We start from the raw sequence: 21795 nt of genomic DNA on the forward strand, positions 1-21795 counted from the left end.
GAGATGAGACAGATGCCGAATATTGCAGTAGTAGGTAGTATTTCAATGGACTTAGTGGCTGTTTCAAAAATACGGCCGAAAGCAGGAGAAACAGTAATTGGTGAAGCGTTTCATACGATCCCAGGAGGGAAAGGAGCTAACCAAGCAGTTGCAGCAGCTAGATTAGGAGCAAATGTAGCGATGGTTGGTGCAGTAGGAAATGATGATTATGGAACAGTAGTTAGAAAAAATTTGGAGAACGAACGCGTTTTTATCGACTATGTGGTACCGGTTACAGATAGAACGACAGGAATTGCTCATATCATTTTAGCAGAAGAGGACAACAGTATTGTTGTCGTACAAGGAGCAAATGCTCTTGTAAATGAGTCGATTGTAGATCGTTCAAAAGACCTTCTTGTAAAAGCTGATATGGTTGTTCTTCAACTAGAGATTCCGCTTGAAACAGTAAAATACGTTCTGTCTATTTGTGAGGAGCATAAAATTCCGGTTATGTTGAATCCTGCTCCAGCACAAATCTTATCAGAAGATATTTTAGAAAAGGCGACTTATATTACGCCAAATGAGCATGAGTGTCGCATTGTATTAGATGATTTCACATCACCAATTGAAGATCTACTGGCTAAATACCCAAACAAACTACTGATAACAGAAGGTTCTAGCGGTGTTCGTTTCCATAATGGTACGGAGATTGTACATGTTCCTAGTATTGCTGTTGATGTAGTAGATACGACTGGAGCTGGTGACACATTTAATGGTGCGTTAGCAGTTGCACTTTCTGAAGGAGAAACACTTCAAAAAGCAATTCGTTTTGCCAATATTGCTGGTGGCCTTTCTGTAACAAAACTTGGGGCACAAGGCGGTATGCCAACGAGAGATAGGGTGCGTGAAGTGCAGGTGATTGTCGGATGAAAAAGCACGGTGTATTAAATAGCGAAATCGCGGCAGTCCTTGCTTCACTTGGACATACAGATACAATTGTAATTGCTGATTGCGGATTACCTATTCCTGATGGAGTAAAACGAATTGATTTAGCAGTTGAGATTGGGAAACCTAGTTTTTTAGACGTATTACAAGTAGTTGCCGATGATATGGCGATTGAAAAAGTGACGTTAGCAGAAGAAGTTATTATGAGTAATGCAGAGGTAAATAAAGAGGTTGAGATGCGTTTAATAGAGCCGGCATTTGAATATGTGTCTCATAAGGAGTTTAAAGAGCATACAAAGAGAGCGAAGGCGATTATTCGTACAGGAGAAGCAACGCCTTATGCGAATGTTATTTTACATGCAGGCGTGATTTTTTAATAAAGGGATGTGATGAGAATGCATATTGAAATGAAAAACATTTCAAAAGCGTTCAGTGGTAATCCTGTTCTAAAAAACGCACAGTTTATGATTGAAACAGGAGAAGTCCATGCATTGATGGGGGAAAACGGAGCGGGGAAATCGACGCTCATGAAGATTTTAACAGGTGTATATAAAAAAGACAGTGGAACAGTCACGATTGATGGACAAGAAAGAACTTTTAAAAATGCGAAAGAAGCTGAAGAGTATGGTATTGCATTTATCCATCAAGAGTTGAACATATTACCGAATTTAACGGTAGCTGAAAATATGTTTCTTGGAAAAGAGTTAATGTATGGGAAAACGGGCATTTTACGTACGCGCCAAATGAATGCGATTGCCAAGCAACAATTAGCGGATCTTGGTCTACATGTGAGAGGCGCTATGCTAGCAGGTGAATTATCAGTTGGACAACAGCAAATTATTGAAATTGCGAAAGCATTAATGACAAATGCGAGCGTTATTATTATGGATGAACCTACAGCAGCATTAACAGATCGCGAGATTGAAACGCTGTTTACTGTTATTAATAAATTACGTAAAGAGGGCGTTTCGTTCGTTTATATTTCACACCGGATGGAAGAAATTTTTTCAATATGTGATGCTATTACGATTTTGCGTGATGGAGAATATGTAGGGAAAAGATTAATTCCAGAAACGTCATTTGATGAAGTAGTGAGTATGATGGTGGGCCGCAGTATTGGTGAACGTTATCCAGAGCGTAATAGTCAAATTGGTGAAGTGATTTTTGAAATGCGTAACGGAACGAAAAAAGGAAAATTTGAAAATGTTTCGTTTCAAGTTAGAAAAGGTGAAATCCTTGGTGTTGCTGGTTTGATGGGAGCCGGTCGTACGGATATCATGAAAGCAATATTTGGATATGAACCGCTCGATTCAGGACAAATTTTTATGAATGGACAAGAAGTGAAAATTGATAGTCCAATTGATGCAATTAGACAACGAATTGCTTTTATTACAGAGGATAGAAAATCAGAAGGGCTTGTGTTAGATTTTTCTATCCGTGAAAATTTAGCATTACCAAACTTAGAAAGTCTTTCAAAGGGGAGCGTTGTTAATAAAGGTTTAGAACAGCAATTTACAGAGGATATGATGAAGCTCCTTAATGTGAAAGCAGCAAACGGAGAGCAATCTGTAAAATCTCTTTCTGGTGGAAATCAGCAAAAGATTGTAATTGCAAAATGGCTAGGTATTCATCCGCAGTTACTCATTTTAGATGAGCCAACAAGAGGTGTAGATGTTGGAGCTAAAAAAGAAATTTACTCTATTATGAATAAGCTTACCGAGCAAGGTGATGCCGTTATTATGGTATCGTCTGAGCTTCCAGAAGTTTTAGGAATGAGTGATCGTGTTCTTGTCATTCATGAAGGGAAAATCGGTGGTATTTTAGAGAAAGATCAGGCATCGCAAGAGTCTATTATGGCACTAGCTACAGGGGGAGAGTAAGATATGGCTAAGAAGGGGAATGTATTACAACAACTTGGTTCTTTAATTGGATTAGTATTAATTATCGTGGTAATTACAGCTTTAAATCCAGCATTTATTGAAATTCCAAATTTATTTAATATACTGCGCCAAGTATCGATTAATGCACTCATTGCATTTGGAATGACCTTCGTTATTTTAACAGGGGGTATTGACTTATCGGTAGGTTCTATTTTAGCATTATCAAGTGCACTTGTTGCTGGAATGATGGCAAGTGGCATGGATCCGTTCCTTGCAATGGCAGTTGGATTATTAGCAGGTCTTGTAATGGGTATTGTAAACGGTATCATTATTGCGAAGGGAAAAGTAGCTCCGTTTATTGCGACTTTAGCAACAATGACTATTTTTCGCGGGTTGACGCTTGTTTATATGGACGGACGTCCGATCACTGGTCTTGGTGATCATTTAATGTTCCAAATGTTTGGCCGTGGTTATTTCCTTGGTATTCCTGTGCCAGCCGTTACAATGATGATCGCTTTTGCAGTACTGTACTTTATTTTAAAGAAAACAACGTTTGGTCGCCGTACGTTTGCTATTGGTGGAAATGAAGAAGCGGCAGCTTTATCAGGTATTAATGTTACGAGAATTAAAGTAATGATTTACGGTCTTTCCGGAATTTTGGCAGCGCTTGCAGGTATTGTCTTAACATCAAGGTTAGATTCTGCACAGCCGACTGCTGGTACTTCTTACGAATTAGATGCAATTGCTGCAGTTGTGTTAGGAGGAACGAGCCTTTCTGGCGGAAGAGGATGGATTGTTGGTACATTCATCGGTGTGCTTATTATTGGTGTACTAAATAACGGTTTAAATTTATTAGGTGTATCTTCTTTCTTCCAACAAGTTGTAAAAGGACTTGTAATTTTACTAGCTGTACTAATTGATCGTCGAAAAGAAGCGTAATGGAGGGGCAATTCATGAAAAAATGGTTACTGATACTCGTTGCATGCATCATGGTAGTTACTGCTGGTTGTTCAATGGAACCACCAGAATGGGCAAAGGATTCTAGCGATAAAGGTCGAAATAAAACTATTAAAGTTGGATTTTCTGTTTCAACTTTAAATAACCCATTTTTCGTCACGTTGAAAAAAGGTGCAGAAAAGAAAGCAAAAGATAGCGGCATTGAATTAATTGCTGTTGATGCACAAAATGATGCAGCGAAGCAAACAAACGATGTTGAAGATTTAATTCAAAAAGGTGTCGATGTAGTTGTTATTAATCCAACCGATTCAGATGCTGTTGCTTCAGCGGTAAGTGCAGCTAATGCAGCCAATGTTCCTGTTATTACAGTAGACCGAGTTGCGAATTCAGGTAAAGTTGTTTCTCATATTGCTTCCAACAATGTAGAAGGTGGTCAAATGGCTAGTGATTACATTCGGGAATTAGTTGGTGAAGGAACAAATGTTGCTGAGTTAGAAGGAATCCCTGGATCGTCTGCTGCTCGTGAGCGTGGGAAAGGATTCCATAACGTAGCTGATAAGTCTTTAAAAGTAGTAGCAAAACAAGCAGCTGATTTCGATCGTGCAAAAGGATTATCCGTTATGGAAAATATTTTGCAAGCAAATAGCGATATAAAAGCAGTGTTTGCTCATAACGATGAAATGGCATTAGGCGCACTCGAGGCATTGAAATCTGCTGGTAAAACAGATGTGGTTGTTGTTGGATTTGATGCAACAGACGATGCTGTAAAAGCGGTTAAAGATGGGCGCATGGCAGCAACAGTCGCTCAAAAACCGGAATTAATCGGAGAGAAGGCGATGGAAGCAGCGAAAGAGATAACACAAGGTAAAAAGGTGGACAAATTTATTCCGATTGAATTAGAGCTTATTAAGAAAAAATAAATAAATATAAAATGAAAATTAGGAAGGAAGAATAACAAATGAAATTTTTTATTGATACAGCAAACATTAACGAAATTAAAGAGGCAAATGCATTAGGTGTAGTAGCTGGAGTAACGACAAATCCATCACTTGTAGCAAAAGAAGGCGTAGATTTCCATGAGCGTATTCGTGAAATTTGCAGCTTTATTGAAGGACCTGTAAGCGCAGAAGTAATTAGCTTAGAAGCTGATAAAATGATTGAAGAAGGAAAAGAGTTAGCAAAAATCGCTCCAAACGTTGTTGTAAAAGTTCCAATGACAACAGAAGGTTTAAAAGCAGTAAAAGCATTCTCAGATTTAGGAATTCGTACGAACGTTACATTAGTATTCTCAGCAGTTCAAGCATTACTTGCAGCTCGCGCTGGTGCGACATACGTTTCACCGTTCTTAGGTCGCCTAGATGATATCGGTCATAACGGTATGGACTTAATTCGCCAAATCGCAGAAATCTTTGCAATTCACGGCATTGAAACAGAAATCATTGCAGCATCTGTACGTCACAGTGTTCACGTAACAGACGCAGCATTAAACGGTGCACATATTGCAACAATCCCAGCAAACGTAATTGCTTCATTAGTGAAGCACCCATTAACAGATCAAGGAATTGAGAAATTCTTAGCTGATTGGGAGAAAACACAAGAGAAATAATAGAAAATCAAGAATCCTAGTTTAATTGACTAGGGTTCTTTTTTTTATTTGAAGGAATTTTCATGCAATTTTGCATATTGTCTTTTAAATTTTTAATATAAGCTATTTAATATATACAAATCACTCTTTATTTTTTATATTTCGATATAAAGTAAAACTTTAATCAGTGGTGGGGTGGGTTCATCCCCCACCGGATTATTAGCCCTCGCCAATAGGGCTTTTACGGGCAGTTATCTCCCATCTAACTTCCTCGGGTTCGCCGAATTTTGAGGTGGGAGTCTTACTGCCCAGCAAATAGTGGGATAAAAGGATAGAGAGTCTGACCAGAAAACTGGAGGGCATGATTCTATAACAGAAAGCTTAACGTTTATAGAATTATGCTTTTTTATATAGGGAGGGCAGAAAGCAGGGATTTCAATTAAAATATACTTATTTATCTGAATTTTAAGTTTTATAAAAGGAGAGAAATAGAATGAGAAGAAAAGCACCGTTTAAAGTGTTGTCGTCATTAGCAATTACGGCAATCATTGGATGCACAGCTGTATTGAGTGCTCCGTTAGCATACGCAGAAACGCCAGTGAAAGCAAAAGAAAATATGTCTACAACGCCAATTGATCATAATTTAATTCAAGAAGATCGTTTAGCGGAAGCATTGAAAGAACGAGGAACAATTAATTCAGCATCATCTAAAGAAGAGACGAAAAAAGCTGTAGAGCAATATATTGAAAAGAAAAAAGGGGATCAAGCAAATAAAGAAATTCTTCCAGAGGATACTGCTAAAGAAGCATCTGACTTTGTAAAAAAGGTAAAAGAGAAAAAGATGGAGGAAAAAGAGAAGGTAAAGAAAGCTGAAAAAAATGTGAGCCCTGATCAAAAGCCGGAGCCAAATAAAAAGCAATTAGATGGGAAAGTTCCAACTTCTAAGGCGAAACAAGCTCCATATAATGGACCTGTTCGTACGGATAAAGTGTTAGTGTTACTCGTTGAGTTTAGTGATTATAAACATAATAATATTGAGCAAACACCGGGTTATATGTACTCGAAAGATTTTAGTAGGGAACATTATCAAAAAATGTTATTTGGTAATGAGCCTTACACATTATTTGATGGTTCGAAAGTAAAAACATTTAAGCAATATTATGAAGAACAGTCTGGTGGCAGTTATACGACAGATGGGTATGTAACAGAGTGGTTAACTGTTCCGGGTAAAGCTGCTGATTACGGTGCTGATGGTAGTAGCGGTCACGATAATAAAGGACCAAAAGGTGCGCGTGATTTAGTGAAAGAAGCATTAAAAGCTGCAGCGGATAAAGGATTAGATTTATCACAATTCGATCAGTTCGACCGCTATGATACAAATGGCGATGGCAATCTTAATGAACCGGACGGTGTAATTGATCATTTAATGGTAATTCATGCCGGTGTTGGTCAAGAAGCTGGCGGTGGTAAATTAGGAGATGATGCAATTTGGTCACATCGATCTAAATTAGCAAGGGATCCAGTAGCGATTGAAGGAACAACATCTAAAGTACCTTATTGGGGTGGAAAAGTAGCGGCTCATGATTACACAATTGAACCAGAAGACGGTGCAGTAGGTGTGTTTGCACATGAATTTGGACATGACCTTGGTTTACCAGATGAGTATGATACGAATTATACTGGAAATGGATCACCTGTTGAAGCTTGGTCATTAATGAGTGGAGGTAGCTGGACAGGAAAAATCGCAGGGACAGAGCCAACTAGTTTTTCACCACAAAATAAAGACTTCTTACAAAAGAATATGGGTGGAAACTGGGCGAAAATTTTAGAAGTAGATTACGATAAAATTAAGAGTGGTGTAGGAGTCCCTACATATATTGATCAAAGTGTTACGAAATCAAATCGTCCAGGTGTCGTACGTGTCAACTTACCAGGTAAGAGTATTGAAACAATTAAGCCTGGATTTGGAAAGCGTGCATACTATAGTACAAGAGGCGATGATATTCATACGACATTAGAAACACCATTCTTCGATTTAACAAAAGGAACAAATGCAAAATTTGATTATAAAGCGAATTATGAACTAGAAGCAGAGTGTGATTTCATCGAAGTACATGCTGTAACTGAAGATGGAACGAAAACATTAATTGATAGATTGGGAGAAAACATAGTCCAAGAAGATAGAGATACAACAGATGGAAAATGGGTTGATAAATCATATGATTTAAGTCAATTTAAAGGGAAGAAAGTTAAACTACAATTCGACTATATTACAGATCCAGCTTTAACATATAAAGGTTTCGCAATGGATAATGTAAATGTAACAGTTGATGGACAAGTAGTATTTTCAGATGACGCAGAAGGACAGTCTAAAATGAAGTTAAATGGATTCGTTGTTTCTGATGGGACAGAACAAAAACCCCATTATTATTATCTAGAGTGGAGAAACTATGCCGGATCAGATAATGGATTAAAAGCGGGAAAAGGTCCGGTGTATAATACAGGTCTTGTCGTTTGGTATGCAGATGATAGTTTCAAAGATAACTGGGTTGGGTTACATCCAGGTGAAGGCTTCCTTGGTGTTGTAGATTCTCATCCAGAAGCGATTGTTGGAAATTTAGGCGGGAAACCAGCATACGGTAATACTGGAATTCAAATTGCAGATGCTGCATTTTCATTTGATCAAACACCTTCATGGAGTGTAAATTCATTTACACGAGGACAGTTTAATTATACTGGATTACAAGGTGTTACAACGTTTGATGATTCAAAGGTATACAGTAATAAGCAAATTGCTGACGCGGGACGAAAAGTTCCAAACCTTGGACTTAAATTCCAAGTTGTTGGACAGGCAGAGGATAAGTCGGCAGGCGCTGTTTGGATTAGACGTTAATAAAGTAAAAGCACATTCTTCATATGAAGAGTGTGCTTTTATATTTGTACAGTAAGTTATTATTTCAGCTTATGTAATACAAGCGTCTGTTCATATATAGTGTAGCAAATTATGTGGGGAAAAGAAATATTTCCGAGGAAATTGTCGAAGTATCGTTGGTATTTATAGACTTTCTTTTTTTAAGGAAGAATGTAGTATTGCTTTTATACATAAGTTTATTTACAGTATTACTTGGTTATATGCAAAAGTAATATATATTAGGTGAAAAAAAGACAATGATGGAATTAACCCATCATTGTCTTTTTTACTTTGCTTCTTACAAAAATCATTCCAGCAAATGTTAACAAGAATGCAGTTCCGATAACGAAGCTAGCGCTAGGTGATGCTCCGATTACTCCAACTGTAAAGGATCCAGCAACAACCCCTAACGAGAAGAATGCATAAAACAAACCGAATGCTTTCCCGCGATTATTATCTGTCGTATTTTCAACAAGTAAAGCATTAATTGCTGGGAAGAGGATAGCGAACCCAATTCCATAAATCATCATAACGATAAAGAGCATGCCTTTTGTTGCAAATAATCCGAGTAAAGATAATGCTAGTGCCATTACTGCAATCCCGATTAGCATTAGTTTTGAACGATTAAATCGATCGTAAATGCGATTTGTTGGCAGTAAGAAGAAGAGGATAGCGGTAATTCCGAATACACTTAACATCATGCCTGTTGTAGATGCTTTAAGTGCTAATGCCTCAACTTTTACTGGTAACATATAAGTGACAATCCCTTGTGAAAACATTAGTGTGAAAGCACCAATATATGCTTGTAATAACGGTTCTGATTTCAATAGTTCAATCATATCTTCTTTGTTCATCATTTGAGTTCTTGATGTATCTTTTCTTGATACGTTATTTGGTAAGAAGAATAGAGATACGATTGTACCAAGGACCATTAAAATAGAAATAGTAATGAACACCCACTCTATACCAGCTGTTGCTTTCATAATGCCGCTGAAAGCAGGTCCTACGATTGCAGCTGTTCCAACAGCAGCACCAGATAGAGCCATTGCCTTACCTTGCCTTGCTGAATTCGTTTGCTTTGATAAAAATGTAAAGGCAGCAGGAATTAAAAATCCGTCACTAAAACCGTGCATAAAGCGCACAACTAATAGTTGTTCACCACTTTGAACAACGGTGTATAACAAGACTATGAAACTCGTAATTCCCATGCTTATATAAAGGATTTTTTTTGCACCAAATTTATCGACAGCGGCTCCAGCAATAATATTACCGATCATATTAGCGAATGAGTACATACCGACAACTAGTCCGATAACAAGAGGGGTTCCTCCAAGACTCTGAGCGAAAGTACTCATAATAGGTAATTGTGAAAATGTATCTAAAAACGCTACGATAACAATAAAGTAAATAAAATATTTCAAGCGATATTCACCTCTCCTATGCTATTATGGCATAATGCTAATTTCAACTGCAATGAAATTAGCATTAACAGATGTGGAAAAAAGTACAAAGTGACAAAATATTGAACGTTATTTGTTAAAAATTAGTGGAAATGAGATTGTTTTTTTGAAATATATGGATAGAAGTACTATAATAGATTTGTAAACTTCACCAGGTTAAGTATATACATAGAGAGGGATGTTTAAAATGAAAGCATTACTTTGGCATAATCAACGTGATGTACGAGTAGAAGAAGTACCGGAACCAACTGTACGACCAGGAGCAGTGAAAATTAAAGTTAAATGGTGTGGTATCTGCGGGACAGACTTGCATGAATATTTAGCAGGACCAATTTTTATTCCAACAGAAGAGCACCCATTAACACATGTGAAAGCACCAGTTATTTTAGGTCATGAGTTTAGCGGTGAGGTAGTAGAAATCGGTGAAGGCGTTACATCTCATAAAGTGGGAGACCGCGTTGTTGTAGAACCAATTTATTCTTGTGGTAAATGTGAAGCTTGTAAACATGGACATTACAATGTTTGTGAACAACTTGTTTTCCACGGTCTTGGTGGAGACGGTGGTGGTTTCTCTGAATATACAGTAGTACCAGAAGATATGGTTCATCATATTCCAGACGAAATGACGTATGAACAAGGTGCGCTTGTAGAACCAGCAGCAGTAGCAGTTCATGCAGTACGTCAAAGTAAATTAAAAGAGGGAGAAGCTGTAGCGGTATTTGGTTGTGGTCCGATTGGACTTCTTGTAATCCAAGCAGCAAAAGCAGCAGGAGCAACTCCTGTTATTGCAGTTGAACTTTCTAAAGAACGTCAAGAGTTAGCGAAATTAGCAGGTGCTGATTATGTATTAAACCCAGCAACTCAAGATGTACTAGCAGAAATTCGCAACTTAACCAATGGTTTAGGTGTAAATGTGAGCTTTGAAGTAACAGGTGTTGAAGTTGTACTTCGTCAAGCGATTGAAAGTACAAGCTTTGAAGGTCAGACAGTAATTGTTAGTGTGTGGGAAAAAGATGCGACAATTACTCCGAACAACCTTGTATTAAAAGAAAAAGAAGTTATCGGTATTCTTGGATATCGTCATATATTCCCAGCTGTTATTAAATTAATTAGCTCTGGCCAAATTCAAGCGGAGAAATTAATTACGAAAAAAATTACAGTGGACCAAGTTGTTGAAGAAGGCTTTGAAGCACTTGTAAAAGATAAAACACAAGTGAAAATTCTTGTTTCACCTAAATAATATATAATAGAAGAAAGTAGCTCTTTTCTAGAAATAGAAAAGGGCTACTTTTTTTCTATACTGAAAGGTGATAGACTTTCCTTTAACTAAAGGTATTTTTGTTTGGAAGGGGAAGTCCAATGCTTTCATTTATGTTGACATTGAAACGGATGTTAAGAGCTTGTTTACGGGCATGGAAAGATAAAGAGTTTCAAGTGTTATTCGTATTAACAATTTTGACATTAACATCGGGGACGATTTTTTATAGTACAGTTGAAGGACTACGTCCTCTTGACGCTCTATATTTTAGTGTGGTTACGTTGACGACTGTCGGTGATGGGAATTTTAGTCCGCAAACTGATTTTGGAAAGGTATTTACGATCTTATACATATTTATCGGGATTGGATTAGTGTTTGGATTTATTCATAAATTGGCAGTGAATGTGCAACTGCCAAGTATATTATCGAAAAGAAAAAAAGAGTAAAGCGATTAATCAATCGCTTTACTCTTTTTTTACATTAGTTTAGACAAGTATTTGCAGTAGCTTAACAATACTTTATTACAATGTAAGTGCATTCATTACGTTCACTATGTATAAAGTTATAGTGATATGAACATTTGCATATTTTGATTAAATAATAGAAATTCGGTGGAAGGTGGGATATTCTAGTCATAGGTTAACCGAAAAACATCGTAGGATCCAAACAAAATATTTACAATAACTCAACTATAAAATGGAGGATTTCATATGAAAAAGAAAGTGCTTGCTTTAGCAGCAGCTATTACGTTAGCAGCTCCGTTACAAAATGTAGCTTTTGCACATGAAAATGATGGAGGGAATAGAGTACAGATTATTCAATATTGGTCCGCTGAAGATAAACACTCAGAAGGTGTAAATTCTCATTTATGGATCGTGAATCGTGCAATTGATATTATGTCCCGTAATACGACAATTGTAAAACAAGATCAAGTTGCACTATTAAATGAATGGCGCACAGATTTAGAAAATGGCATTTATTCTGCTGATTATGAAAATCCTTATTATGACAATAGTACATTTGCGTCGCATTTCTATGATCCAGACGATGGAAGTACATACATTCCACTTGCAAAGCAAGCGAAGGAAACTGGAGCTAAGTATTTTAAATTAGCTGGTGAATCTTATAAAAATAAAGATATGAAACAAGCATTCTTCTATTTAGGGTTATCTCTTCATTATTTAGGAGATGTAAATCAACCGATGCATGCAGCAAACTTTACAAATATTTCTTATCCACAAGGATTCCATTCTAAATATGAAAACTTTGTAGATACAATTAAAGATAATTACAAAGTAACAGACGGAAATGGATATTGGAATTGGAAAGGTACAAACCCTGAAGATTGGATTCATGGTGCTGCGGTAGCTGCGAAACAAGATTTCCCTGGTATCGTAAATAGTAATACGAAAAGTTGGTTCGTGCAAGCTGCTGTATCACAAAGTTATGCGGACAAATGGCGTGCTGAAGTTACACCAATGACTGGTAAGCGATTAACGGAAGCGCAACGTGTAACAGCTGGATATATTCAGCTTTGGTTTGATACGTACGGAAATCGTTAAGTATTGGAGAAAGGTCAAATCTCAGAATAGAGTATTTGGCCTTTTTATCACTATACAATACATGGAGGTATGACTCGTGAAAAGTAAATTGTTAAAAGTTGTACTTAGCTTTGGAATGAGTCTAGCAGCTTTATATAGTGGATCTTCCGTTCAAGCAGAAATGTCCACAAATCAAAATGGTACGTTAAAAGTTATGACGCATAATGTGTACATGCTATCAACAAACCTATATCCCAACTGGGGGCAAAGTCAGCGTGCTGATTTAATTGGAGCGGCAGATTATATAAAGAATCAAGATGTTGTTATATTAAATGAAGTGTTTGATAATAGTGCTTCAAATCGCTTATTAGGAAATTTGAAGAAAGAATATCCAAATCAAACGGCAGTATTAGGTCGTAGTAGTGGAAGCGAGTGGGATAAGACGTTAGGCAACTATTCATCTTCGACTCCTGAAGATGGAGGTGTAGCGATTGTGAGTAAATGGCCAATTGTTGAAAAGATTCAATATGTATTTGAAAAAGGCTGTGGACCAGATAACTTATCAAATAAAGGATTTGTATACACAAAAGTTAAGAAAAATGATCGTTTCGTGCATGTAATTGGGACGCATTTACAAGCTGAAGATAGTATGTGTGGAAACACTTCGCCAGCATCTGTACGCACAAAACAGCTACAAGAAATTCAAGAGTTTATTAAAAATAAAAATATACCAAATAACGAGTATGTGTTAATTGGTGGTGATATGAATGTAAATAAAATAAATGCTGAGAACAATAGTGACTCAGAGTACGCATCCATGTTCAAAACATTGCACGCTTCTATTCCATCTTATACGGGACATACTACAACTTGGGATGCAACGACAAACAGTATTGCGAAATATAACTTCCCCGATAGCCCTGCCGAGTATTTAGATTATATTATTACAAGTAAGGACCATGCGAATCCATCGTATATAGAGAATAAGGTGTTACAGCCGAAATCGCCACAATGGACTGTTACGTCATGGTTCAAAAAATATACATATAATGATTACTCCGATCATTATCCAGTAGAGGCGACTATTTCTATGAAGTAGTCAAAAAAGTTTCTTCGTGAAGAAGAAACTTTTTTTATTTGAAAACAGGAAAATCAATCTTTCTTTCCAATATGTATAAGACATATATAGAAGAGGAGAGAAAAATGTGGATAGAGGAATTTTTAAGGAAGTTCCATTACCGTGTGCATTTTTAGATGAAGTAGCTTTAGAGAGAAATATTCAATCGATTATAGAGTTAAGTGGAGATAAGAAGATTCGTATAGCGAGTAAATCATTACGTTCTGTTCCAATTATGAAAAAGATTTTAGCTGAAAATGATCGTTTTCAAGGTATTATGTGTTTTTCACCTAGAGAAGCTTTATTTTTAATTGAAGAAGGATTTAATGATTTATTGCTAGGATATCCTGCTTATGATGAAAGAGCTTTATATGAAATTAGTTTACTTACAAAGCAAGGGATCATTATTACTTGTATGGTGGATTGTGAAGAACATATTGTTTATTTAGAAAAAATTGCTGTGGAATCTAGTGGGTGTTTTCGAGTTTGTTTAGATATTGATATGAGTAGTCGTATTTTTCAATTTCATTTTGGTGTGAGAAGATCTCCAGTTAAAGATGTCCAGAGCGCTTTAAAAATAGTAGAAAAGGTGAAGGCATCACCATATTTAATATTGGATGGTGTAATGGGATATGAAGCACAAATTGCTGGAGTGGGAGATGATATGCCAAAACAAAGGCTTCAAAATAAACTTATTTCGTATTTAAAGAAGAAATCGGTGCTAGAAATTAACGAAAGAAGAGGGAATATCGTAAAAGAAATACAAAACCTTGGTATTGAACTAAGGTTTGTTAATGGGGGCGGAACGGGGAGTATAAAAACAACTGAGCAAGATCACTCAGTTACGGAAATTACTGTAGGATCCGCTTTTTACTCTCCGAAACTGTTTGATTATTATAAAGAAGTAAAATTTCAACCAGCCGTTGGATTTGCTGTACCAATTGTACGTAAACCAGCTCCACATATTTATACTTGCCTAGGAGGTGGGTATATTGCTTCAGGTGCAGTTGGTAAAGAGAAGGAGCCCGAGGTCTGGAAACCGCATGGTGCAAAGTTATTAGCGTTAGAAGGAGCTGGTGAAGTGCAAACACCGGTTTACTATAACGGTGAGGAACAATTGTATATAGGGGATACTATATTGTTTCGCCATAGTAAAGCTGGAGAATTATGTGAGCGCTTTCCTGTTTTGTATCGTATTAAACAAGGGGAAATTGTTGGAGAGTATTCAACATATCGGGGGGATAGCCAATGCTTTCTGTAAAGGGACAAAAATGGAGAAATTGGACAGGTAATGTAGAGGGAACTCCGCATTATACGATGTACCCAGAAAGTATACAAGATGTAATAGAAGTTGTAGGACTTGCACAAGAAAGGGGAAAGAAAATTCGGGTTGTGGGTTCAGGGCATTCTTTTACACCTCTCGTCCAAACAGAAGAAATTTTAGTTTCGTTAGATGAACTCAAGGGGATTATGAATGTTGATGCAGAGAAGATGACCGTAGAAGTATGGGCGGGAACAAAACTACATGATTTAGGGAAATTACTTGAGGCGAAAGGGTATGCACAAGAGAACTTAGGAGATATTGATTCGCAATCTATTGCAGGAGCAATTAGTACAGGGACTCACGGGACCGGTGTTACATTTGGGAGTTTATCAACACAAGTGCTAGAAATTACAGCAGTTTTGTCTACAGGCGAGAGTATTATTTGCTCTGAAGAAGAGAACTATGAATATTGGAAAGCGTTCCAGCTATCACTTGGAATGCTTGGTATCATTGTAAAGGTGAAGTTGAAAGTTATTACAGCTTATTCACTTGTTTATGAAAGTGAAAAACAGCCTTTTTCTACTGTAATGGATAAATTAGAAGAATATAAGAAGAATCGCCATTTTGAATTTTTTGTTTTTCCTTATTCAGATGAAGTTCAAGTGAAATTTACAAATGAAACAACGAGTAAAGGAACTGATTTGAAGTGGCATAAACTAAAGGTCGAATTACTTGAAAATAGGATCTTTTCTCTACTATCTAAAGGGTGTAAGTGGTTTCCTTCTATTAGTAAAGGAGTAAGCCAATTATCAGCCAAGGTTGTACCGAATACAAAAATAATTGGGCCAAGCTATGAAGTGTTCGCTACATCTCGCACTGTTCCTTTTTATGAAATGGAGTATAGTGTCCCTGCAAAACATATGAGGGTTGTTGTAGAAGAGATTTCAAATCTAATTGAAAAGAAAAAGTATAAAGTGCATTTCCCAATTGAATGTCGTTATGTGCATGGTGATGATATATGGCTCAGTCCAGCGTACGGAAGAGATTCAGCGTATATTGCCGTTCATATGTATAAAGGTATGAAGTATGCTGCTTATTTTGGTGAGGTGGAGCAAATCTTTCGAAAGTATGAAGGACGCCCGCATTGGGGGAAAATGCATACTTTATCGTATGAGCAATTACAAGATATATATCCAGAGTTTCATTTGTTTTTACAAGTGAGGAAGTCACTAGATGAAACGGGAATGTTTTTAAATCCTTATGCAGAAAAGTTATTCATGAGTATGAAAAAAAGCTGACAAATAATCATTTGTCAGCTTTTTTTAGTGTAATTGCATTTCTTGTATGACTGATATGCTCATAAAATAGTAATTTATCCTGGCTAAATACATGCAATAAAACATGAATAATGAATAGGCCGTTAATTACGAATTGGAACAACAATGTAACCAGCAATACTAAAGGCTCTGTAAGATTTAAAATAGAGCTACTAGAAAGAATATAATTGATTCCACCTAAAATAAAGTAGAATATACCGTAACGGATGAATAATTCCTTCATTGTAATACGATCTGACTTTCCTTTCACGTAAATGCGAAGCAATGCTTTCCCAATTGTTTTTCCATTCGTAAAGTATGGAATGATAATAAAGTAAATAAAGATCGAACACGTAATGAAAATGAGTTCATATATGTTCGTGTAAGATTGAATATTAGAAACAAAGAAAGAATTTCCTTTGTTTTTAATGACAGGTACAACGATAGATAAGAAAATCCAATCAATTTGCATCGCGATAAAGCGACGAACGAATCCGACTGGTTTCGTTTCCAAATCAATATGACTATCTAACTCGTTTGCTTTTGGAAGGAAGTACGTAAATATTGGTGCAATGATAAAGCCAATTACGCCACCTAGTGTGTTTAAAAATAAATCATCGATATCAAATAGGCGATATGCACAATTATAAATACCGTATAGTCCAGTCACTTGGGTTAGTTCGAAAAATAGTGAAAGACATAAAGAAATGCAAATAGTTTGCAAGAAACTACGTCGGAAATAATAACGCAAGTAAATACCAAATGGAACGGTTAGTAGAACGTTAAAAGCTACTTGTAAAAACGCAGATTCTTTTAATAGATGAAAGTACGTAGCTGGTTTCGTTAAAAGTGCTGATGTATGATTACTAATCTCTTGTACGAAATAAAATGGCGAGAGTTGCATGTGTTGTGTATTGGCCGGTTGTAGGCTACAAGTATCATACGTTTGTGGCAATGGTAGAATAACGAGAAAATAGGCATTTAATAAATAGAGTAATAAAGAGTATAAAATAAATGAGCGCCATTTATTTAAATAACCATATTTTCGATAATTAAATATTAAAAAAGGGATTAAGAGAAACATTGCTAAAAAAGGAAATAAAATAAATGCTGTTTTTACTGGAAATAAATATGCAGTCAAAATGAAACTCCTTTCAATGAAAATTCGTTTATCATTATAGCGCTAAAAAGGTTTTAAAACAAAGTTAAAATATTTCGAAATAGAAAGAATTACAAATTTCACATGAATTAAGTTATGTAAAACTCAATATAAGAATACTGTGATTATGCAAGTTGAGAGAGGATACAAGAGATGCGATATGAGCTTTTTTCTGTAAGTGGGGATCATATTACGACTTTTGAAAGTGCATGGCGTTTTCAGGAGGAGGAACAGATTTTTGTTCATGATGATAATACAAAACGAAATTTGATTATTATTCGCTTTTATTGTCAGGAAAAGAAAGTTTATGCAATAAAAAATCTCTTACTGTACGGGGGCAGTAAGAGGTTTTTTATTACATATAGGCAGCATTGGATTTTGAAGAAAGGATATAATTTTGTATTTGGTGTTTCCACGTTTCATCATTCTTTCTTTGAGAAAGCCATTCGTGATAATCTTGTTGAGTTTTCCATAGCATGCGAACCATATATTCAGCTCTATTATTTATAAGATGCATCTGTGAAAATTCTATGTTAATAAAGCCTTGTGTTCCATATGATGGAGAATGCTGTTTAAGTGAATGAAATAGTTCATTTTCATAGCCATATTTAATATGAATAAGTTTAGTAACGATAAACATACGAACACCTCTTTTTCGATAGTAGTAAAAAAATGGGCTAGAAGAGAGAAGTTTTACCCAGTAAAATCTCGATTGGTGAGGGCTAAATAAAGTTTCACTTTATTTTCTTTATAGTAAGAAAAAGTAACGGGAATAATTTATATTATACTATTCAGAAAATTCAAAGTAAATAATAAAGGGTATTCGAAATTGAAATATAAAAAAGTAAGCCATCCTATTTGAATAGGATGGCTTACTTTAAAAAGTGTTAACGGTCATTTTATCCCGCTATTTGTGGGCAGTAAAAGCCTGATTGGTGAGGGCTAATAATCAGTGGGGGATGAACAAAACCCCCACTGATTAAAGTTTCACTTTATAAGAAAATGATAGTTAGTATACCTACGATAATACAGTAGAAAGAGAAATATTTTAAATTTCCTTTTGCCATAATGTTCATAAACCATTTTAATGAAATATATGTCATGATGAATGTTGCGATGAAAGCAACAATATAAGGTACAAATAATGTATCTAAATTTGGATCGTTTGCAATGTCTGTAATACTTAACAATAAACCACCTAAGCTAACAGGAATGTATAGTAAGAATGAGAAGCGAAGTGCTGTTTCTTGCTTCATACCAAGTAACATTGCTGCTACGATTGTAGCACCTGATCGGCTTATACCAGGAATTAGTGCGCAAGCTTGTGCTAGACCGACAATGATTGCATCTTTCATAGAAAGATCGCCATCATTTTTACGTCCACGCAAGTTTCGAATAATCCAAAGACCGATAGCAGTAATAAGAAGGGAAATCCCAACCATTTTAACACCTTTTAAATATTGGTCGATATAATCTTTAAATAAAACTCCAATTACACCTGCTGGAATGGTTGCAATAACAAGGTAAATAATAAAGAAGAAATCTGATTTTGCATCTTCTGCTCTTGTAAATATATAAGATAGACCATTCTTTGTTAGACGAATTAAGTCTTTTCTATAAATAAGTAATACAGCTAATAATGAAGCTGAATTAACAAGTAGCTCAAAGCTAAACCCTTCTATTTTTAGTCCTAGCAAATGCTGTGCTAAAACGAGGTGACCGCTTGAAGAAATCGGAATTGGTTCTGTTAGTCCTTGGAATAGACCAAGAATTAAATATTTTAAAATGTAATAAAATTGTTCCATAACATCCTCCTTGTGTATTAGTCGAAAGAAACAACTTTTTTATTATAACAAAAGAGAGAGCGAATATTGAGAAGAAAATAATATTCGAAATAATATAAAAACCCCCATACTATGTCATAGGGGATTTTTTATATTACTGAGAAACAACTATTTCTTGAATGCTTTTTGATAATTGGACATCAACTTTTTCAGCATCATTAATATGATTCATAATAGTAGTATTTAACTTTTGGAACATTAGTTGTGTATTTTCAAATTCTCGTAATATATCATCATTACAAGATTTTTGGTTCTCGATAGCTTTAATAACATTTGTAGCGCCACTTTGTAATGTTTGAATCATAATTAAAATATTTTCGATTCTAGCGTTAGTATCAGAGCTCATTTCTACACCTTCATCAACTAAATGTAAATTATCTTTTGTATTTTCATATGCTTTTTCAATTTCTTCTTGAATTTTTTTCGTTAAGTTACCGATGTTTTTTGTACTCTCAGCTGTGCTTTCTGCTAGTTTTCTTACTTCATTAGCAACAACAGCGAATCCTTTACCGTGTTCTCCAGCACGTGCAGCTTCAATACTTGCATTTAACGCTAGTAAATTTGTTTGTGCAGCAATGTTTTGAATCACTTCTACAATTTGTTCAATTTCTTTAGAGCGTTCACTTAAATGATTCATACTATTAGAAGTACGTTGAGATTGTTCACCTAACTTATTAATTACAATGAGTAAGCGATGAACGGATTCTTTTCCTTCATTAGAGCAATCGATAATTTCCTCAATAGCTTGAATTAAATTTTGCTCTTTTTGTAGCATTTCGTTATTTAATTCGTTGGAATGTGTAGTACGCATAGAAACATTTTCAAAGCATGCGTTCAATTGTTGAATTAAGTTTTGGAGTGTATGATGTTGGTTATTTACAAGTTCGTGCTCTTGCATAACACTTTTTACACGATTATGGATAGAGGATATAATTTCTTGTTTTTCCACATCTTTTTGTTTTAACTGTGTTTCTAGTTCATGTATATGAGTTTCTAGTTGATCAATTTTATGTTGGAGTGATTTCTTTTGAGTAAACATTTTATTTAATTCAACCGCCTTTAGGATTTTTAATTTTTCTATATTTGGATTTTAGCATCTTTTATAATTTTTAAATATAGGAATTGTTGAATATTTAAGAATCTATTACATTTTATTCATAATTCTCTTTTTTTTGTCATGAAAAATAAACTGTATTTAATGGTTTTGTAAACAAACTGTAAAATAAATCATGTATAACTGTATAAGAAGGGAGTCGGATTATGAACTATTTTAAGCGAATCAGTAGTCTAGTATTAGCAGGAATCATAGGTCTTTCTAGTACAGTCGCTGTAAAAGCAGAGTCAAACGACGAGAAACTTAACAACATGCAACAGCAATTGCAGCAAAACGATGCAGATATGCAAAAGAAAGAGCAAGAGAAGCAAGCTGTTAGTAAAGAAATTCAAGGTATCGAAAATGAACTACATAATTTAAATAATACAATTGCAAAAAATAAAGAGGATCAAGCTGCTATTCAACGTAAAATCGATGAAACACATAAGCAGATTGAACAAAAAAAAGCAGATATTGTCGTTTTAGAAGATAAAGTCCTTGCTCGTAAGGACATTATGAAAAAACGTATGGTTTCTGTTCAAAATAGCTCAAATACGAGTTTAGTAGTAGAGGTTGTTGTAGAATCAAAAAACTTTGCTGATTTTATACAACGTATGAACGCGGTATCTACAATTTTAGATGCAGATAAAGAAATTTTACGTCTACAAGAACAAGATCTTCGTCAAATTGAAGAAGATAAAAAAGAGATTGACGAAAAAGAAGCATCTTTAGTAGTAGATAAACAAAAATTAACAAAAGCACAAGCTGAGTTGCAAGATAACTTGAAAAAGCGTCAAGATAACTTACAAGCAGTTCAAGCTAAATATAATACGATTGCAAGCCAACTTAATTTAGCAGCAGAAGAAAAAGCTAAAATTGAGTCAAATATGAAAACAGTACAAGAAACAATTGCTCGTGAACAAGAAGCAGCGAGAATTGCAGCAGAAGAGCGTGCAAAAGCGGAAGCAGCTGCAAAGGCTGAGCAAGAAGAGCTAGCGAAAGCGAAGGCAGCAGCAGCTAAGCAAAAAGAGGAACAGGCAGCTAAGCCGGCAGAGCCTGTAGCAAAAAATACAACACCAGAGTCTAAGCCAGACCCTAAACCAGCTCAAGGTGGAAAAGAATTTTATGTAACAGCAACTGCTTATACAGCTGATCCATCTGAAAATGGTTATAAAGCGGGTGAAACTGTAAAATCTAAGATGGGGCATAACTTGACTGCAAATCCCAATATGAAATTAATTGCTGTAGATGAGGCAGTTATTCCATTAGGATCTACTGTATATGTAGAAGGTTATGGAACAGCAATTGCTGGAGATACGGGTAGTGCAATTAAAGGTCATATTATCGATTTATTAATGCCAGATTCTGCAACAGCTAATGCTTGGGGTAGAAGAACTGTTAAAATTACAATTTTAAACTAAATAAAAATCCAACTTCACAACAAGTGAAGTTGGATTTTTTTGTGGAAATAATGTTAAGTTGAGTT

The 21795-nt window shown here is 35.6% G+C and carries 18 protein-coding genes and 1 pseudogene; 14 read left to right on the top strand and 5 right to left on the bottom strand.

Annotation, left to right across the window (positions count from 1 at the left end; translation table 11 throughout):
• The first annotated feature begins 12 nt into the window (after window positions 1-12).
• From rbsK to inhA2, 7 genes are all read left to right on the top strand, one after another.
• Window positions 13-909 carry a ribokinase gene (rbsK, locus tag LUS72_RS03395; RefSeq protein WP_097832875.1) on the top strand — a complete coding sequence of 299 codons (897 nt, stop codon included), beginning with the start codon at window positions 13-15 and terminating at the stop codon, window positions 907-909.
• On the top strand, window positions 906-1301 hold the full coding sequence (gene rbsD, locus LUS72_RS03400) for a D-ribose pyranase (protein ID WP_071772206.1): 396 nt from the start codon (window positions 906-908) through the stop codon (window positions 1299-1301). Before rbsK ends, rbsD begins: the two co-directional genes overlap by 4 nt.
• Before the next feature lie 18 nt (window positions 1302-1319).
• Window positions 1320-2804: a ribose ABC transporter ATP-binding protein RbsA gene (gene rbsA / locus LUS72_RS03405; RefSeq protein ID WP_097832876.1), complete on the top strand. Its 1485-nt coding sequence runs from the start codon at window positions 1320-1322 to the stop codon at window positions 2802-2804.
• Between the two features lie 3 nt (window positions 2805-2807).
• Window positions 2808-3743 carry an ABC transporter permease subunit gene (locus LUS72_RS03410; protein WP_001074641.1) on the top strand — a complete coding sequence of 312 codons (936 nt, stop codon included), beginning with the start codon at window positions 2808-2810 and terminating at the stop codon, window positions 3741-3743.
• Between the two features lie 14 nt (window positions 3744-3757).
• The gene (gene rbsB / locus LUS72_RS03415; protein WP_097832878.1) at window positions 3758-4681 is read left to right on the top strand and encodes a ribose ABC transporter substrate-binding protein RbsB; all 924 of its coding nucleotides are present in this window, start codon (window positions 3758-3760) and stop codon (window positions 4679-4681) included.
• A 38-nt stretch (window positions 4682-4719) separates the two neighbouring features.
• A complete protein-coding gene (gene fsa / locus LUS72_RS03420) occupies window positions 4720-5367 on the top strand; it encodes a fructose-6-phosphate aldolase (RefSeq protein ID WP_000667666.1) in 648 nt (215 codons plus the stop codon).
• A 472-nt stretch (window positions 5368-5839) separates the two neighbouring features.
• Entirely contained in the window at window positions 5840-8239 is a 2400-nt protein-coding gene (inhA2, locus tag LUS72_RS03425) for a M6 family metalloprotease immune inhibitor InhA2 (protein ID WP_097832879.1), read from the top strand.
• A 284-nt stretch (window positions 8240-8523) separates the two neighbouring features.
• Here inhA2 and LUS72_RS03430 read toward each other — a convergent pair whose 3' ends face one another.
• Window positions 8524-9678 (bottom strand): MFS transporter, encoded by a 1155-nt coding sequence (locus tag LUS72_RS03430; protein WP_097832880.1) that lies wholly within the window; start codon window positions 9676-9678, stop codon window positions 8524-8526.
• Between the two features lie 226 nt (window positions 9679-9904).
• On the opposite strand from LUS72_RS03430, the gene bdhA reads away from it, so the two are divergent.
• The 6 genes from bdhA to LUS72_RS03460 all read left to right on the top strand — a co-directional run bounded on the left by bdhA (window position 9905) and on the right by LUS72_RS03460 (window position 16195).
• Window positions 9905-10957: a (R,R)-butanediol dehydrogenase gene (bdhA, locus tag LUS72_RS03435; protein ID WP_000645832.1), complete on the top strand. Its 1053-nt coding sequence runs from the start codon at window positions 9905-9907 to the stop codon at window positions 10955-10957.
• A 119-nt stretch (window positions 10958-11076) separates the two neighbouring features.
• On the top strand, window positions 11077-11421 hold the full coding sequence (locus LUS72_RS03440) for a potassium channel family protein (protein WP_002114144.1): 345 nt from the start codon (window positions 11077-11079) through the stop codon (window positions 11419-11421).
• Window positions 11422-11685: 264 nt separating this feature from the next.
• Window positions 11686-12537, top strand: coding sequence for a phospholipase CerA (cerA, locus tag LUS72_RS03445; protein ID WP_097832882.1), 852 nt, complete (start codon window positions 11686-11688; stop codon window positions 12535-12537).
• Window positions 12538-12613: 76 nt separating this feature from the next.
• On the top strand, window positions 12614-13615 hold the full coding sequence (gene sph / locus LUS72_RS03450) for a sphingomyelinase C (RefSeq protein ID WP_097832883.1): 1002 nt from the start codon (window positions 12614-12616) through the stop codon (window positions 13613-13615).
• Between the two features lie 106 nt (window positions 13616-13721).
• On the top strand, window positions 13722-14894 hold the full coding sequence (locus LUS72_RS03455) for an amino acid deaminase/aldolase (protein WP_097832884.1): 1173 nt from the start codon (window positions 13722-13724) through the stop codon (window positions 14892-14894).
• Complete coding sequence (locus LUS72_RS03460; RefSeq protein WP_264448601.1) at window positions 14882-16195, top strand: D-arabinono-1,4-lactone oxidase; 1314 nt, start codon at window positions 14882-14884, stop codon at window positions 16193-16195. The genes LUS72_RS03455 and LUS72_RS03460 overlap by 13 nt, the downstream gene beginning before the upstream one ends.
• 7 nt (window positions 16196-16202) lie before the next feature.
• Here LUS72_RS03460 and LUS72_RS03465 read toward each other — a convergent pair whose 3' ends face one another.
• From LUS72_RS03465 to LUS72_RS27305, 4 genes and pseudogenes are all read right to left on the bottom strand, one after another.
• The gene (locus LUS72_RS03465; protein ID WP_097832886.1) at window positions 16203-17354 is read right to left on the bottom strand and encodes a VanZ family protein; all 1152 of its coding nucleotides are present in this window, start codon (window positions 17352-17354) and stop codon (window positions 16203-16205) included.
• Between the two features lie 373 nt (window positions 17355-17727).
• Window positions 17728-18012: an antibiotic biosynthesis monooxygenase family protein gene (locus LUS72_RS03470; RefSeq protein ID WP_097832887.1), complete on the bottom strand. Its 285-nt coding sequence runs from the start codon at window positions 18010-18012 to the stop codon at window positions 17728-17730.
• Between the two features lie 352 nt (window positions 18013-18364).
• Window positions 18365-19177, bottom strand: coding sequence for an undecaprenyl-diphosphate phosphatase (locus tag LUS72_RS03475; protein ID WP_000434777.1), 813 nt, complete (start codon window positions 19175-19177; stop codon window positions 18365-18367).
• Between the two features lie 133 nt (window positions 19178-19310).
• Window positions 19311-19829: pseudogene (locus LUS72_RS27305) on the bottom strand (methyl-accepting chemotaxis protein); the annotation flags it as partial.
• 647 nt (window positions 19830-20476) lie between these two features.
• On the opposite strand from LUS72_RS27305, the gene LUS72_RS03485 reads away from it, so the two are divergent.
• Entirely contained in the window at window positions 20477-21730 is a 1254-nt protein-coding gene (locus tag LUS72_RS03485; RefSeq protein ID WP_097832889.1) for a 3D domain-containing protein, read from the top strand.
• Window positions 21731-21795 lie beyond the last annotated feature (65 nt).

The organism is Bacillus cereus, assembly GCF_025917685.1.
GTDB classification, from domain to species: domain Bacteria; phylum Bacillota; class Bacilli; order Bacillales; family Bacillaceae_G; genus Bacillus_A; species Bacillus_A cereus_AT.

Excerpts from the sequence above, each read along its gene's own strand:
- rbsB (WP_097832878.1), top strand. The coding sequence starts at position 3,758 with ATGAAAAAATGGTTACTGATACTCGTTGCATGCATCATGGTAGTTACT.
- LUS72_RS03485 (WP_097832889.1), top strand. The coding sequence starts at position 20,477 with ATGAACTATTTTAAGCGAATCAGTAGTCTAGTATTAGCAGGAATCATA.
- inhA2 (WP_097832879.1), top strand. The coding sequence starts at position 5,840 with ATGAGAAGAAAAGCACCGTTTAAAGTGTTGTCGTCATTAGCAATTACG.
- LUS72_RS03460 (WP_264448601.1), top strand. The coding sequence starts at position 14,882 with ATGCTTTCTGTAAAGGGACAAAAATGGAGAAATTGGACAGGTAATGTA.
- rbsA (WP_097832876.1), top strand. The coding sequence starts at position 1,320 with ATGCATATTGAAATGAAAAACATTTCAAAAGCGTTCAGTGGTAATCCT.
- rbsK (WP_097832875.1), top strand. The coding sequence starts at position 13 with ATGCCGAATATTGCAGTAGTAGGTAGTATTTCAATGGACTTAGTGGCT.
- LUS72_RS03475 (WP_000434777.1), bottom strand. The coding sequence starts at position 19,177 with ATGGAACAATTTTATTACATTTTAAAATATTTAATTCTTGGTCTATTC.
- LUS72_RS03410 (WP_001074641.1), top strand. The coding sequence starts at position 2,808 with ATGGCTAAGAAGGGGAATGTATTACAACAACTTGGTTCTTTAATTGGA.
- LUS72_RS03440 (WP_002114144.1), top strand. The coding sequence starts at position 11,077 with ATGCTTTCATTTATGTTGACATTGAAACGGATGTTAAGAGCTTGTTTA.
- fsa (WP_000667666.1), top strand. The coding sequence starts at position 4,720 with ATGAAATTTTTTATTGATACAGCAAACATTAACGAAATTAAAGAGGCA.
- LUS72_RS03470 (WP_097832887.1), bottom strand. The coding sequence starts at position 18,012 with ATGTTTATCGTTACTAAACTTATTCATATTAAATATGGCTATGAAAAT.
- cerA (WP_097832882.1), top strand. The coding sequence starts at position 11,686 with ATGAAAAAGAAAGTGCTTGCTTTAGCAGCAGCTATTACGTTAGCAGCT.
- bdhA (WP_000645832.1), top strand. The coding sequence starts at position 9,905 with ATGAAAGCATTACTTTGGCATAATCAACGTGATGTACGAGTAGAAGAA.
- rbsD (WP_071772206.1), top strand. The coding sequence starts at position 906 with ATGAAAAAGCACGGTGTATTAAATAGCGAAATCGCGGCAGTCCTTGCT.